At 74.5% G+C, this 12,956-nt stretch carries 17 protein-coding genes; 6 read left to right on the forward strand and 11 right to left on the reverse strand.

Going from position 1 to position 12,956, the window contains the following annotated elements:
* Positions 1–8 precede the first annotated feature (8 nt).
* The 5 genes from BUB17_RS13245 to BUB17_RS13265 all read right to left on the reverse strand — a co-directional run bounded on the left by BUB17_RS13245 (position 9) and on the right by BUB17_RS13265 (position 3,770).
* Positions 9–296, reverse strand: a complete 288-nt coding sequence (locus BUB17_RS13245) for a GlsB/YeaQ/YmgE family stress response membrane protein (protein ID WP_072918657.1) — start codon at positions 294–296, stop codon at positions 9–11.
* 72 nt (positions 297–368) lie between these two features.
* Positions 369–806 (reverse strand): STAS domain-containing protein, encoded by a 438-nt coding sequence (locus tag BUB17_RS13250; RefSeq protein WP_141243016.1) that lies wholly within the window; start codon positions 804–806, stop codon positions 369–371.
* 98 nt (positions 807–904) lie between these two features.
* A complete protein-coding gene (locus BUB17_RS13255) occupies positions 905–2,146 on the reverse strand; it encodes a PucR family transcriptional regulator (protein WP_141243017.1) in 1,242 nt (413 codons plus the stop codon).
* Positions 2,143–2,802, reverse strand: a complete 660-nt coding sequence (locus BUB17_RS13260; protein WP_072918659.1) for a response regulator — start codon at positions 2,800–2,802, stop codon at positions 2,143–2,145. Before BUB17_RS13260 ends, BUB17_RS13255 begins: the two co-directional genes overlap by 4 nt.
* Positions 2,799–3,770, reverse strand: a complete 972-nt coding sequence (locus tag BUB17_RS13265; protein WP_244277196.1) for a HAMP domain-containing sensor histidine kinase — start codon at positions 3,768–3,770, stop codon at positions 2,799–2,801. The genes BUB17_RS13260 and BUB17_RS13265 overlap by 4 nt, the downstream gene beginning before the upstream one ends.
* Positions 3,771–4,386: 616 nt before the next feature.
* Here BUB17_RS13265 and BUB17_RS13270 point away from each other — a divergent pair.
* The 3 genes from BUB17_RS13270 to BUB17_RS26135 all read left to right on the forward strand — a co-directional run bounded on the left by BUB17_RS13270 (position 4,387) and on the right by BUB17_RS26135 (position 6,370).
* Complete coding sequence (locus BUB17_RS13270; protein WP_141243018.1) at positions 4,387–5,442, forward strand: baeRF2 domain-containing protein; 1,056 nt, start codon at positions 4,387–4,389, stop codon at positions 5,440–5,442.
* Positions 5,443–5,602: 160 nt separating this feature from the next.
* Positions 5,603–5,875: a YciI family protein gene (locus tag BUB17_RS13275; RefSeq protein ID WP_072918663.1), complete on the forward strand. Its 273-nt coding sequence runs from the start codon at positions 5,603–5,605 to the stop codon at positions 5,873–5,875.
* A 99-nt stretch (positions 5,876–5,974) separates the two neighbouring features.
* The gene (locus tag BUB17_RS26135) at positions 5,975–6,370 is read left to right on the forward strand and encodes a hypothetical protein (protein WP_072918665.1); all 396 of its coding nucleotides are present in this window, start codon (positions 5,975–5,977) and stop codon (positions 6,368–6,370) included.
* 67 nt (positions 6,371–6,437) lie between these two features.
* Here BUB17_RS26135 and BUB17_RS13285 read toward each other — a convergent pair whose 3' ends face one another.
* Entirely contained in the window at positions 6,438–6,731 is a 294-nt protein-coding gene (locus BUB17_RS13285) for a hypothetical protein (protein ID WP_072918667.1), read from the reverse strand.
* A gap of 218 nt (positions 6,732–6,949) precedes the next feature.
* Here BUB17_RS13285 and BUB17_RS13290 point away from each other — a divergent pair, with 218 nt between their 5' ends.
* Positions 6,950–7,153, forward strand: coding sequence for a cold-shock protein (locus BUB17_RS13290; protein WP_012948038.1), 204 nt, complete (start codon positions 6,950–6,952; stop codon positions 7,151–7,153).
* Between the two features lie 81 nt (positions 7,154–7,234).
* On the opposite strand, the gene BUB17_RS13295 is transcribed toward BUB17_RS13290, so the two are convergent.
* Positions 7,235–7,687, reverse strand: coding sequence for a hypothetical protein (locus BUB17_RS13295; RefSeq protein ID WP_072918669.1), 453 nt, complete (start codon positions 7,685–7,687; stop codon positions 7,235–7,237).
* A gap of 112 nt (positions 7,688–7,799) precedes the next feature.
* On the opposite strand from BUB17_RS13295, the gene msrB reads away from it, so the two are divergent.
* On the forward strand, positions 7,800–8,222 hold the full coding sequence (gene msrB, locus BUB17_RS13300) for a peptide-methionine (R)-S-oxide reductase MsrB (RefSeq protein WP_072918671.1): 423 nt from the start codon (positions 7,800–7,802) through the stop codon (positions 8,220–8,222).
* Positions 8,223–8,291: 69 nt separating this feature from the next.
* On the opposite strand, the gene BUB17_RS13305 is transcribed toward msrB, so the two are convergent.
* The 4 genes from BUB17_RS13305 to hemE form a co-directional block, all read right to left on the reverse strand.
* On the reverse strand, positions 8,292–8,780 hold the full coding sequence (locus BUB17_RS13305; RefSeq protein ID WP_083606320.1) for an SRPBCC family protein: 489 nt from the start codon (positions 8,778–8,780) through the stop codon (positions 8,292–8,294).
* A complete protein-coding gene (gene hemQ, locus BUB17_RS13310; protein ID WP_072918672.1) occupies positions 8,777–9,493 on the reverse strand; it encodes a hydrogen peroxide-dependent heme synthase in 717 nt (238 codons plus the stop codon). Before hemQ ends, BUB17_RS13305 begins: the two co-directional genes overlap by 4 nt.
* Before the next feature lie 292 nt (positions 9,494–9,785).
* On the reverse strand, positions 9,786–11,171 hold the full coding sequence (gene hemG / locus BUB17_RS13315) for a protoporphyrinogen oxidase (RefSeq protein WP_072918674.1): 1,386 nt from the start codon (positions 11,169–11,171) through the stop codon (positions 9,786–9,788).
* The gene (gene hemE / locus BUB17_RS13320) at positions 11,168–12,250 is read right to left on the reverse strand and encodes a uroporphyrinogen decarboxylase (RefSeq protein WP_072918676.1); all 1,083 of its coding nucleotides are present in this window, start codon (positions 12,248–12,250) and stop codon (positions 11,168–11,170) included. Before hemE ends, hemG begins: the two co-directional genes overlap by 4 nt.
* A gap of 71 nt (positions 12,251–12,321) precedes the next feature.
* On the opposite strand from hemE, the gene BUB17_RS13325 reads away from it, so the two are divergent.
* Positions 12,322–12,951 (forward strand): DUF3000 domain-containing protein, encoded by a 630-nt coding sequence (locus BUB17_RS13325; protein ID WP_083606321.1) that lies wholly within the window; start codon positions 12,322–12,324, stop codon positions 12,949–12,951.
* Positions 12,952–12,956: the final 5 nt, after the last annotated feature.

Below are 12,956 nucleotides of genomic sequence, written 5' to 3' on the forward strand. Positions count from 1 at the left end.
GGACCCGGTCAGGCACGGTCGTCGTACGGCAGCGGGCTCCGGCGCGCCGTCCACCGGTTGTAGACCAGCAACACGATCACCGCGCCGATGACCGAGCCGAGCAGACCGGCGGGGCCGAACCCACGGTCCCGGAGGCCGCCGGTCACCAGCCCCAGCAGCAGTCCACCGACGAGAGAGCCGGCCACTCCGAGCCCCAGCGTGGCGATCAGGCTCAGCGAGTCCTTGCCGGGCACGATGAGACGCGCCAGCAGGCCCGCGAGCAGGCCGATGATGAGCAACCAGAGCAGGGACAGCACAGATCCTCCAGGTGTCGTCGTGGTGCAACGGCGTCGACTCCATCCCGGTCGACGCGGACGGCAGGTCCCAGGTCAGTGGGCTCGCGGACCCGAGAGCGCCGGGACGCCGAGCAGGCCCGCGCCCCGTGCCGTCACCGGCAGGGGCCTGCCCAGCAGCTCGAGCAACCGTGTGACCGACGGGGAGGCCCCGCAGACCGTCACGTCGACATCGAGGACCGGAGCCAGTCCGTGGCTGTCGACGTAGTCGACCCGGGTGAGGTCCACGACAACGGTCCGCCCCTCGGTCCGCCGGACGTGGTCGAGCATGGCCGAGAGCAGGGCCGCGCCGGACGTGTCCAGGGCACCGATCACGCTGACCACCGGCCGCGGTCGGCTGCGGTCGACGCACACGGTGGACTCGACCGGCGCGCCGGGGACCGCGTCGATGCCGCGCTCCTGCACCTGGTGTCGAGCCGAGGTCGTGCCGGCCGGAGCACCGCCAGGACGGAGCCGGTTCCGCTGTACTCGCATGGGCCGGACGCTAGGTGCCGGCCCGACGAGCGACGACGGCATGGCCCGGACGACATCGACGTCCGCCATTGCCGACGGCGGGCAGGCACGGGAGACGGTCACTCCCTGACCAGCGGGCGCTGCGGCCAGCCCAGCAACCGCGCGCCCGTCACGGCCACGAGCAGGGGCAGGTGGTGGGCCGGCTCCCCGGCGTCGTAGCCGGTGAGTTCCCGCACGCGCTGCAGCCGGTAGGTGACGGCCCGGACGCTCAGGTGGAGCCGGCGGGCCGTCTCGGCGGCGTTCCGCCCGACGGAGAAGTAGGCCTCCAGCGTCTCGACCAGCGGCACCGCACCGCCACGCGCTCCGGTCAGCGGCTCGAGGACCGTGTGGACGAGGTCCGACAGAGCCGTCTCGTCGCGCGCCAGGACGCGGTACACCAGCAGGTCGGCAGCCTGGATCACCTGCTGTTCCAGACGCAGCTGGCCGGCCGTCTCGAGCGCTTCCACCGCCTCCTGGTAGGACCGCTGCACGCCTCGCGGCCCGGCGTGCGGCCGTCCGGCCCCGGCCCGCCACCGACCTCCGCGCGCGGTGCGGGACACGAGGGGCCCGACGATCTCGGCGACCTGCCGGCCGAGGTCGGCACAGCCAGCCTCGTCCGGTGGACAGCCGAGGACGCAGACGAGCCGACCGTTCCTCGCCGCCGCGAGCAGCCCCCTGTCCCCGAACCGGGCCCGCAGGGCGTCCTCTGCCGCTCCGCGGGCTCCACTGCCCGAGTCGACGGGCCGCTGCGCCTCGGCGACCACCACGACGTGGGCACCGTTCAACTGCAGCCCGAAGGACTCGGCGCGCTCGATCAGGAGGCCGATCGGGGCTCGACCGGTCAACAGGTCGTCGACGAACTCGAGCCGGAACTCCTCCTCGCGCCGGACGACGAGGCGCTGTGCCCCGACGTAGCCCGCGGTCAGCGCGGCCAGCGCCGCGTCGGCGGCTCGCCACACCGCCTCCCCGATGCCCATGAGCTCCGCCGACCGGACCGGCCGGCCCCGGGATGCGCCGAGGAGCTCGGGCAGGCGGGACCACAGCCGGCGGGACGCGTTCATGTGGACGTCGACGAGTGCCGGTAGGCCGACTCCCATCGCGACCGCCGCACCGCCCAGTCGGCGACAGGTCGCCTGCTCCTCGACGCTGAGCGTCCGGCCGGTCCGGGCCACCGTCAGCAGGGCCCGGGGATAACCGTCCAACAGCGCGGGAGGGACACCGTGCCGAGCGCTCGCCGCCGCCACCACCTCGGACAGCACCTCGTCCACGCGACTGCCGTTCACCGTGGCGTTGCGCATGACCACCTCACTGTCCGTCCTCACGGTTCGAGGAGTCCGGTCCTGATGGCGTACCGGGTGAGCTGCGTGCGGTCCCGCATGTCGAGCTTCTGCAGGATGTTCGCCCGATGCCGCTCCACCGTCTTGGTGCTGATGACCAGGAGCGTGGCGATCTCCTTCGAGGAACAGCCCTCCGCGATGAGCTTGACGACCTCGGCCTCGCGGGCGGTGAGGACCCGCTCGGGCACGTGGTCACCGCGGGCGGCCCGGTCGAGGTGCTCGCGCATGAGGGTCGTCAGCGCGTCCGGGTAGATGAACGGCTCGCCTCGCACCGCACTCCGGCAGGCCGACACGAGGTCCTGGTCGGCGACGGACTTGAGCACGTATCCGGAGGCCCCGGCCTTGAGCGCCTCGAAGAAGTACTGCTCGTTGTCGTACATGGACAACATGAGGAGGGGCAGTCCCGGAAACCTCCTGGAGATCTCGCTCGCCGCGTGCAGGCCCGTCAGCCGTGGCATGGCGACGTCCAGCACCGCCAGGTCGATGTCGACCTCACGTGCGAGCGTGACGGCCTGCGCGCCGTCCCCTGCCTCGGCCACGACGGTGAAGTCGGGCTCGCTCTCGAGGATCAGGCGCACGCCGCGGCGGACCAGGGCGTGGTCGTCGGCCAGCAGGACCCGTGTCGGCTGACCGCCTGTCATGACCGCGCCTCACGCGCATGTGTGGGGACCAGTAGTCGGACGTCGGTACCCCCTGCGTCGGACGTCGAGATGTCGAGGGTGGCGCCGACGAGCAGCGCCCGCTCCCGCATGCCCCGGACGCCGGCCCCCTCCCCGCTCCCGTCCATGCCCCGGCCGTCGTCCGCGATCCGGAGCAGCACCGCCTCCCCGTCCGCGGTCGGGATGAGCTCGGCGAGGAGCCGGCCAGCACCTGCGTGTCGAGCGATGTTGGTGAGGGCCTCCTGGGCCACGCGGTAGATCACCAGTTCGGTCTCCGGATCGAGAGGAGGGAGGGACGGGCTGAAGGTGCGGCGCACCGCTGCACCGGTGAGGCGGGCGTGTGCGCTCAGGAGGGATGTGAGCGCACTGCACAGCCCCAGGTCGTCCAGGACACCCGGGCGCAGCCGGCGCACCACCTGACGCACCTCGTCGAGGCTGGCCCGCGCCGTCTCCTGGGCGATGCTGATCTCCGACGCCAGGTCAGCAGGCGCCCGGTCGGCCACCCGTCGCAGCCCGAGCAGGACGGCCGTCAGGCTCTGTCCCACCTCGTCGTGCAGTTCCTGGGCCACCCGACGTCGCTCGTCCTCCTGGGCTGCCAGCGCGCGGCCGGTACTCGTGGCACGTTCGGCCTCCAGCCGGGCCAGCATCGCGTTGAAGGTCCGGATGACGTCCCCGACGGGGCCGTTGCCCTTCTCGGGGAGACGCTGACCCGGCCGCAGCAGGTCGACGTCCTCCATCAGGTGCTGGAGCCGGTACAGCGGCGCCAGGGTCGCGCGCACCAGCGCCGCGTTGGCGAGCACCAGCAGGCCCAGGCCCCCGAGCAGCACGAGGACCTCACTGGGCAGGATCGGAGTGGACACCGTTGCCGGTGACATCGCCAGCACCGCCAGCCCGACCGCGAACACCGCCGCGTTGACCAAGCAGACCCGCCAGAACAGGGATATCTCCATCTGGTCGGACCTGCGTCGTCGGCCGTCCATCTCCCTCGTCCTCGCTCCGGGACCACGTGCAGCGGCCAACTCGATCGTGGCCGTCGGACAGGCCTGCGCCAAGGGCGCGCAGGAAAGATGGGGTCGGGACCCCATGTGCCCGCTGTAGGTCGCGCGCCGAGGCAGCGTCCCCTGCCACAGGCAGCGGTCGATCGACCAGGGCACGTGCTCCTGCTCCGGGTCGGTCGAGCGCTCCGGTCGGCCCGCCGGCTGGTCACCGATGCTCCAGGCCACCAATGCTCGAGGCCGAACGGACACCGCCCGGTGAGCACCACGGCGCTGCGCGCAGTCGGCAACCTCGTCGGGCGGTTGTTCGCCGACCGTCGTCCTCCCCAGTGCTCGCGACCGCACCTAGCGTCCGCGCAAGCAGGCCGGAGACCGGGTGGCGGGCCCGCCGAGCACTCCTCGCCCGTGCGAAGGGGGCAGACCGCCGCGACCCGGTCGCGTACGACGACATCCGCCCCGTCAGGAGGCCGAGTTGACCACCTTCACGTCGAGACTTCCCGACCGCACGACGCGACCGCCCGCTCCGTGGCAGCCTCCGACCCAGGTCCTCGAGCTGGCGGACGCCGCTCCGGTGGCTTCGGTCTACCTCGGGACGCACCACGGCGTCCGCGACGGCGCCGACCGGGTGCTGACGAGATGGCAGGAGATGCGTCGCGGGCTGCGGGACGAGGGCGCGCCGGAGTCGATGCTGGGAACGCTGGACGAGTGCACGCGTCAGGCGCCGGTACGCGGCGAGACGATGGCTGTCTTCGCCTGCGCCGACGGCCGCAGCCACGTCGAGCACCTGTCCCGTGCGGTGCAGGATCGCGCATTCCTCGGCCCGCTGCCGCACGTGTCCCCACTGCTGACCGCACGGCACCGGGCGGTGCCGGTGGTCGTCGTGGTCACCGACCGGAGAGGCGCCGACCTCCTCCTCGTGGAGCCGGGAGCCCAGGACCTGGCCTGCCAGGTGGTCGGCGAGGACCTCCTGATCACCGGCTCGACACCCGACGCTCTGCACCGTCGGCTCGAGCGGGCCGAGGAACGGTGGACGACCAACGCACGGGCGATCAGCGAGTCCGTGACCTGGCTGGTGGACTGCAGCAGGGCCCGGCTCGTCGTCGCGGGCGGCGAGGCAGGAACGCTGCAGCTCCTGCGCGGACGACTGGAGCCCCGCATCCGGGCCGTGCTCGTCACCGTCGGGACCTCCTCCGACCTCAGGTCGCTGGCCGCCCGAGCGAGGATCATGGCCGCAGATGCAGCCGCCCTCGAGGAGGCCGCCGCCGTCGAGGAGGTGTCCGCCGGCCTCGCGGACGGCCGCGCCTGCGTCGGGGCCGCACCGACGCTCCGAGCCGTCGTGCACGGACAGGCCGAGGAGGTCCTCATCGCGCCGAACGAGGCCGACCGCCACTGGGTGCGACGGCTGTCGCCCGACGTCGCGGATGCCCCCGATCGGCGCCGGCACGCCGGATCGCCGACCGGGCGTCACGCCCCGCTGTCCGACGTCCTCGTGCGCGCCGCGAGCAGCACGTCCACCGTCGTCCGGACCATCCGCGACGGGCGGCGGCTCGACGGAGGTGCGGGCGCCCTGCTGCGCGGTCCCGCCGACGCCCCTCCCCTTCCTCCCGGAGGACCGGCACCGCCGTGAGCCACCACGACACCGGCCGGCCGGTCCACGAGGACCGGACCTCACCGGTGCCAGGACGGGCACGGTCGCCGGTGCGCTACGACTGGCCCTTCGTCCGCCAGATCCCAACCGCGCGGCGGACGTCCCAGTCGGGCACCAGGTCGGGTCAGGATGCCCGGCCATGAAGTACGTGATGACCTACCGCGCGGTCGAGGATTTCCTGCCGCTCGCCCAGGAGAACTACCCCGCTCACTCGGCACGGGTCGACGAGTTCGCGCGGCGCGGCGACCTGCTGATGGTCGGCACCTTCGACGAACCGATGAACGGCGAGGCCATGGGCGTCTTCACCACCCGCGAGGCGGCCGAGGAGTTCATCGCCGGCGACCCGTTCGTGGTGAACGGGGTGGTCGCCAGCTGGGCGGTGCGCCCGTGGAACGAGGTGCTGCAGCCCTGACCGGTCACCCGGACGGGTGACGGCCCCCCGCGCGGACGCCGCCGCCGCCTCCGACCTGCCGTTGAGGACGTGTCCGGTCCACGACGGAGGAGGTGCACGGTGCGGGTCTCGTTCCTCGTCTACGGCGTGCTCTACGTCGTCGTCGAGATCGTCGGCGCCCAGATCGAGGCGATCGGCTGGCCGCAGCTGACCGCGCTGGACGTCGCCACCGCGGTGGCCAACGCCTGCCTGACGGTGGCCGTCGGCATCGCCGTCCTGGTCGGCGTGGACGTCGGCGGCCGCCGCTGGCACCGCTCGATGCTGGTGTGGCGCGAGGAGCGCGCGCGGCTCACCGCGGAGTCGGAGGACGAGTCCGGCACGATCACCGTGCCCTCCTGGCGACCTGAGCCGCTGGCGCTGCCGGCCGGCCGGCCGTTCGACCCGGCGCCCGGTGGCGACTACGCCGTCCCCTCGCGGGGACGCCCCTTCCCCGAGCAGCCCGGCCGGCTGCTTTGATCCGCGGTTCGGGCACGCATCGCGAACCCCCGGCGGCTGTGGCAGCGGTGTGTGCACACAGCGCGCCTCAGCCCGCCAGCGTCGTGGCCGCGGGCCCGAGGTGGTGGGCCGAGGCCGCGGCGGCACCGCCGCGGCGGATGGCCCGCGCCAGCGAGACGGCGTCCGCCGGGGTGGGCCGCGGGCCCGCGCCCGAGGCGAGCCGCCCGACCTCGCCGGCCGGAGCGTCGTCGGTGTCCGGGCGCGGGAACACCGAGCCGTCCAGCTCCAGCCGCTCGGCCAGGTCCGCGTCGAGGTCTGCCTCGGCGAGGTCCTCGACGTCGAGCAGGACGATCGGGTCGGTGGAGCGCGGGGCGGCGGTCATGGCGGAGTCCGTTCCGTTCGGAGCCGGGTCCGTCCCGGCGGGAACGACCGTCCGGTCCGCGCCGCAGGGCGCTGCCGAGGGAGCCGCAGGATCACCGCAAGATCGGACGCGCCCGCCCGGCGTTCCCCCGGACGCCCTCCGGCCGCTATGGTCGTCCCGTCGGGAAGGCCCTGCGCTATGGCAGGACCCCGATGCACCACCTCAGCTAGGAGCGAGCAATGCCCGAAGGAACTGTCAAGTGGTTCAACGCGGAGAAGGGGTTCGGCTTCGCCACCCCTGACGGTGGCGGACCGGATGTGTTCGTCCACTACTCGGCCATCCAGACCAGCGGGTACCGCTCGCTCGATGAAGGCCAGCGGATCTCGTTCGACATCGAGCAGGGCCAGAAGGGCCCGCAGGCGGCGAACGTCAACCCGCTCTGATCCGACGACCAGCACAGCGCCCCCGTCCGGTTCACCGGGCGGGGGCGCTGTCGTTGCCGGGGCGCTGTCGTTGCCGGGGCGTCACCGCGCCCGCGGCACGTACCCCCCGATGAGCGCCGACATCAGCAGCGCGCCGTCGTCCGGCCCCACCGCCACGGCGGCGTCCGCGAAGGCCTGCCACCGCGCCCGCTCGACGTCGGTCCGCGCGTGCTCCGCCCGCGCGGTGAGCTGCTCCACCAGCCGGTCCCACTCCCCCTGCGGCGTCGGCCAGAGCCCGGCCAGCCGCCGGGCCTCCGCGGAGATGCCGGTGAACCGCACGATCTCCCCGGCGTAGTTGGTCAGGGCATCCACGTAGCCCGCGGACACCAGCGCCCGCGCCGCCGCGGTCACCTCCGGCTTGGGCAGCCCGCTCGCCGGCACCACCTGGCCGAGGTAGGGGTTGCCGCCGTACTCCGGCCCGTCGACCAGTCGGGCGATCGCCTGCAGCACCGGCAGGTCGCGGGTGAACCAGACGTCGTCGAGGAGCTCGGGCACCGGTCCAGTCTCCGCCGCACGCGACGGCGCCCGGCCACCCGGGTCGGGGAGTGGCGACCGAGCAGCGGGACTCCGCTGGGGAACCGGGCGCGCGGCTCGTACCGTTGAGCGCATGACGACGTCCGCGCAGAACCAGCCGAAGGTCACCAGGAGCGACGAGGAGTGGCGGGCGCAGTTGTCGCCGGAGGAGTACGCCGTCCTCCGCCAGGCCGGCACGGAGCGGCCGTGGACCGGTGAGTACGTCGACACCAGGACGCAGGGCGTCTACACCTGCCGCGCCTGCGGAGCCGAGCTCTTCCGCTCGGAGACGAAGTTCGACTCGCACTGCGGGTGGCCGTCGTTCTACGAGCCGGCGTCCGGCGACAACATCGTCCTCCGCGAGGACCGCAGCCACGGGATGGTGCGCACCGAGGTGCTGTGCGGCACCTGCCACGGCCACCTCGGCCACGTCTTCGACGACGCCCCGCAGACGCCGACCGGCGACCGCTACTGCATCAACTCGGTGTCGATCCGGCTCGAGCCCGCGGCGGGCTGACCGCCCTCGCCGGGTGGCGCGCCGGAGTCGTCCCGCGGGTCCGCAGCCGACTCCGGCTCGCCACCCGGCTCAGGGCCGGGTCGCTGCGGCGAGCACCCGGGCCAGCCGCTGCCAGCGGTGCTGCCGCCAGCGGAGGAAGCCGCCCGCGAGGGCGCGCACGAGACCGGTGAGCCGTCCGGCGCCGATCTCGACCTCGTCGGTGTACCGGCAGCGCCCGGGTCCGGCCGGCTCGACGGTGATGCGGTGGCGCCACACCGACACCGGCCCGCCGTGCTCCTGCGTCCGTGCGGTCATCGTCGCGTCGTCGAGGGTCTCGACCACCACGGTGTGCCGCGACACGGGCAGGAACCCGAACAGCAGCAACCACGTGGTCACCGGCTCCCCCGGCTGCCAGGCCCGGTCCCGGCGCTCGAGCGCCGGCATCCGGAGCACCGGGGCGGCGACATCGACCAGGGTGGCCGGCGCCCGCAGCGCCCGCCAGACGACGTCCGCCGGCGCGTCCAGCAGGCAGGCGCGCCGGACGGTGCGCAGCCGCTCCCCCGGCGCGCGCCGGCTCACGGCAGGTCGGCGACGAGCTCCGCGACCGGCTTGCGGACGCCGGTGTAGAACGGCACCTCCTCGCGGACGTGCCGCCGGGCGCGGCTGGCCCGCAGGTCGCGCATCAGGTCCACGATGCGGTGCAGCTCGTCGGCCTCGAAGGCGAGCATCCACTCGTAGTCGCCGAGCGCGAAGGCCGCGACGGTGTTCGCGCGCACGTCGGGGTACGGCCGGGCCTGCATGCCGTGCTCCTTGAGCATGTCCCGCCGCTCCTCGTCGGGCAGCAGGTACCACTCGTAGGACCGCACGAACGGGTAGACGCTGACGTAGCGGCGCGGCTCCTCGTCGGCCAGGAACGCCGGGATGTGGCTGCGGTTGAACTCCGCCGGCCGGTGCAGCGCCATCTGGGACCACACGGGATCCAGGTGCCGGCCCAGCGAGGTGCGCCGCAGCCGGGTGTAGGCCTCCTGCAGCGCCTCGGGCGTCTCGGCGTGCCACCAGACCATCAGGTCGGCGTCGGCGCGGAACCCGGCGATGTCGTACGTCCCGCGGACGACGACGTCCTTGCCGGCGAGCTCGTCGAGCAGACCCTGCACCTCGTCGGCGACCGCTGTGCGCTGCTCCTCGCCCAGCGGGCGGGCCAGCCGGAACACCGACCACATCGTGTAGCGGATGCTGGCGTTCAACTCGTTCGCCCGCTTGCCGATGCTGCGCTGGTCGGTCTGCTCGCTCATGCCCCCATCATCCCCTGCCGGCGGGAACGCTCCGCCGCCGCCCGCCCGTCGCGGGACGGGCGGCGGCGGGTCGGCGTCATCGGCCGGCCGGGCTGGTCTCTCGCCTCTCGCGGGGGGGCGCGGTGTGCGCGTCGCGGCAGTCACTGCAGGCGGCCATCCACACGTGGTGGCGGAGGCAGCGGGCGGGTCGGAGGACGGGTCGGACGGGGTGGTGCACGGTGCTCACTGCGGAGTCAACGGCCCCGGCCCCCGCTCCATGCCCGGGCCGGCCGTGGCGCCGGCCACGGCCTCCTCACTGCAGCGCGTCGACCGCGTGGTACGCGTCGCGGATGCAGGCCGGCACGCCGACCCCGCGGAACGCCGCCCCGGCGATCGCCAGCCCCGGCACCGCGCTGACGGCCGCGCGGACGGCGTCCACCCGGTCCTGGTGGCCGACCAGGTACTGCGGCAGCCCGCCACCCCAGCGGACGACGTGGGTGGCGACCGGCTCGGGTCGGGACAGCTGCAGCAGGTCGGCGACGTCGGCGACCACGGCCGCGGCGAGGTCGTCGTCGTCCCGCTGCAACTGGTGCTCGTCGCGGAACCGGCCCACCGACGAGCGCACCAGCAGGTGCCCGCCGTCCAGGTGCGGCCACTTCTGCGAGGAGACGGTGACGCCCTTGACCAGCCGACCGGTCACCGGCGGCACCAGCAGCCCGGACCCGGCGGCCACCTCCTGCGCCGGGAACGCCATCGCCACGACGGCCATCGACGCGTACGGGATGCCCTGCAGCGGCTCGACCGCGCCGGGTGCGATCCCGGCCAGCAGCCGGGCCGCCTTGGGCGCCGGGGCGGTCACGAGGACGGCGTCCGCGGTCAGCCGCTCCGGCGCGTTCGCCCGGCCGACCGAGAGCTCGAAGCCGGTCGCCGTCCGGATCAGGGCGTGTGCCGGGGTGCGCAGCCGGACGTCGGCCCCCGAGACGGCCACCAGCGCGGCGGGCAGCGACCCGATGCCGTCGGCGACGGTGACGAAGACCGGCGCGCCGGCGTCGAACCGGCTGCGCGCCCCTGCGTCGCGGGCAGCGGCTGCCGCACCCAGCACCGACCCGGCGGCGGGCAGCTGCGCGGCCAGCTGCGGCATCGTCGCGACCAGCGACAGCTCGTCGGCCCGCCCGGCGTAGACGCCGCCGAGCAGCGGCTCGACCAGCCGGTCGACGACCTCGTCGCCCAGCCGCGCGCGCAGCAGGGCGCCCACCGCGACGTCGTTGCGGGAGAGGTCGCCCCCCAACGCCAGCGGCGGCAGGTCCGCCTCCGCGGCCACCCGCGCCACGCCGTCCGGGGTCAGCACGCCGCCGAGCCCCTCGGCCGACGCCGGGACGCCGAGCACCGTGCCGGCAGGCAGCGGGAAGCGGCCGTCGGGCAGCACCACCGACGCCTGCGTGGTCGCCGGCGCGACCAGCCGGTCGGCCAGACCGAGCCCCTCGACCAGCTGCACCGCCTCGGGCACCCGCGCCAGCATCGCCTCGGGGCCGGTGTCGTACCAGTGCCCGGCCAGCTCGACGCGGTCGAGCTTGCCGCCGATGCGGTCGCCGGCCTCCAGGACGACGACCTCGTCGTCCGGGCGCCGCCGGTGCCACTCGAACGCCGCGGCCAGGCCGGTGATCCCGGCGCCGACGACGACCAGCCGGCGCCGCGTCACGTCGCCGTCAGCTCGTGCACCAGGTCGACGACGGAGGTCAGCACGCCGGGGTCGGTGTCGGGCAGCACGCCGTGGCCGAGGTTGAACACGTGCCCGCGCGCGGCCCGGCCCTGCGCCACCACGCGGCGCACCTCGCGGTCGACGGTGGCGCGGTCGGCCAGCAGGACGGCGGGGTCGAGGTTGCCCTGCAGCGAGCGCTGCGGGCCCACCCGGCGGGCCGCCTCGTCGAGGGGCACCCGCCAGTCGACGCCCACGACGTCGGCCCCGGCGTCCCCGATCAGCGTCAGCAGCTCGCCGGTGCCGACGCCGAAGTGGATCCTCGGTACATCGCGGTCGCCCTGTCCATGCCCGCCCAGCCCGTCGAAGACGGCGCGGGAGTGCGGCAGCACCCGCTCGGCGTAGTCGGCCGCCGAGAGGACCCCGGCCCAGGAGTCGAACAGCTGCACCGCCGAGGCTCCGGCATCCACCTGGGTGGTGAGGAACGTGGCCGCGGAGACCGCGAGCCGGTCCAGCAGCCGGCCCCACGCCGCCGGCTCGGCGTACATGAAGGCCTTGGTGCGGGCGTGCTCCTTGGAGGGTCCGCCCTCGATCAGGTAGGTGGCGAGGGTGAACGGCGCGCCGGCGAAGCCGATCAGCGGCGTGGCCCCCAGCTCGGTGACCAGCCGGCGCACGGCGGTGGCGAGGAAGGCCAGCCGGTCGGGCTCCAGCGGCGGCAGCGCGTCGACGTCGGCGACGCTGCGCACCGGTGCGGCGATGACCGGTCCGACGCCGGGCTTGATGTCGATGTCGACGCCGGCCACCACCAGCGGCAGCACGATGTCGGAGAAGAGGATCGCGGCGTCCACCCCGTGCCGGCGCACCGGCTGCAGGGTGATCTCGGTGACCAGGTCGGGGTCCTGGCAGGCCTCGAGCATCCGGGTGCCCGCGCGCAGCGCCCGGTACTCCGGCAGCGAGCGGCCGGCCTGGCGCATGAACCACACCGGGGTGCGCCGCACCGGCAGGCCGCGGGCGGCCCGGACCAGGTCCGAGTCGGCGGGGGAGGGCGCGGGCGTCGGCGCGGCATCGGCAACAGCGGTCACGACGTCCCATCCTCCCAGACCCGTGCGGCGCGTCGGCGGCACGGGGCGGTCCGGCGACCTACCCTGCGAACGTGGAGCCTTCCAGCCTGGCCGGGACCGGCCACGGCGCGGACCGACCCGGCGGCGAGCCGCCGGAGGAGTTCCGCGCTGCCCTGGAGGCGCTGGCCGGGGTGACCGTCCGGCCCGAGATCGTCCTGGAGGCCATCCCCGCCCCGCAGCGGCTGGCGCCCTACGCGTACGCGGTGGGCGCGCTGGTCACCGAGCCGGACGGCGACGAGGACGTCGAGGTCGCCAGCGGGCGGTTCATCGTGCTGCACGACCCGGCCGGCCACGAGTCCTGGGCCGGCACCACCCGCTGCGTCGGCTACCTATCGGCCACCACCGACGAGCACATGGTCGACGACGCGATGTTCTCCGAGGTCGCCTGGAGCTGGCTGACCGACGCCCTCGAGCAGTGCGGCGCCACGTCGCACGCCCTGGGCGGCACCGTCACCCGCACCGCCTCGACCCGGTTCGGCGAGCTCGCCGGCCCCGAGCACTCGGTCGACGTCGAGATCCGCGCCTCCTGGACGGCCGAGGACAGCCGCCTCGACCGGCACCTCACCGCGTGGCTGGACGTGCTGAGCAGCGCGGCCGGGCTGCCACCGCCCGGCGTCCGGCTGCTGGGTCCCTCCGGGCAACAGGGCGACGCCACTCCGTAACATCG

This window comes from Geodermatophilus obscurus (assembly GCF_900143215.1).
Lineage (GTDB): Bacteria > Actinomycetota > Actinomycetes > Mycobacteriales > Geodermatophilaceae > Geodermatophilus > Geodermatophilus obscurus_A.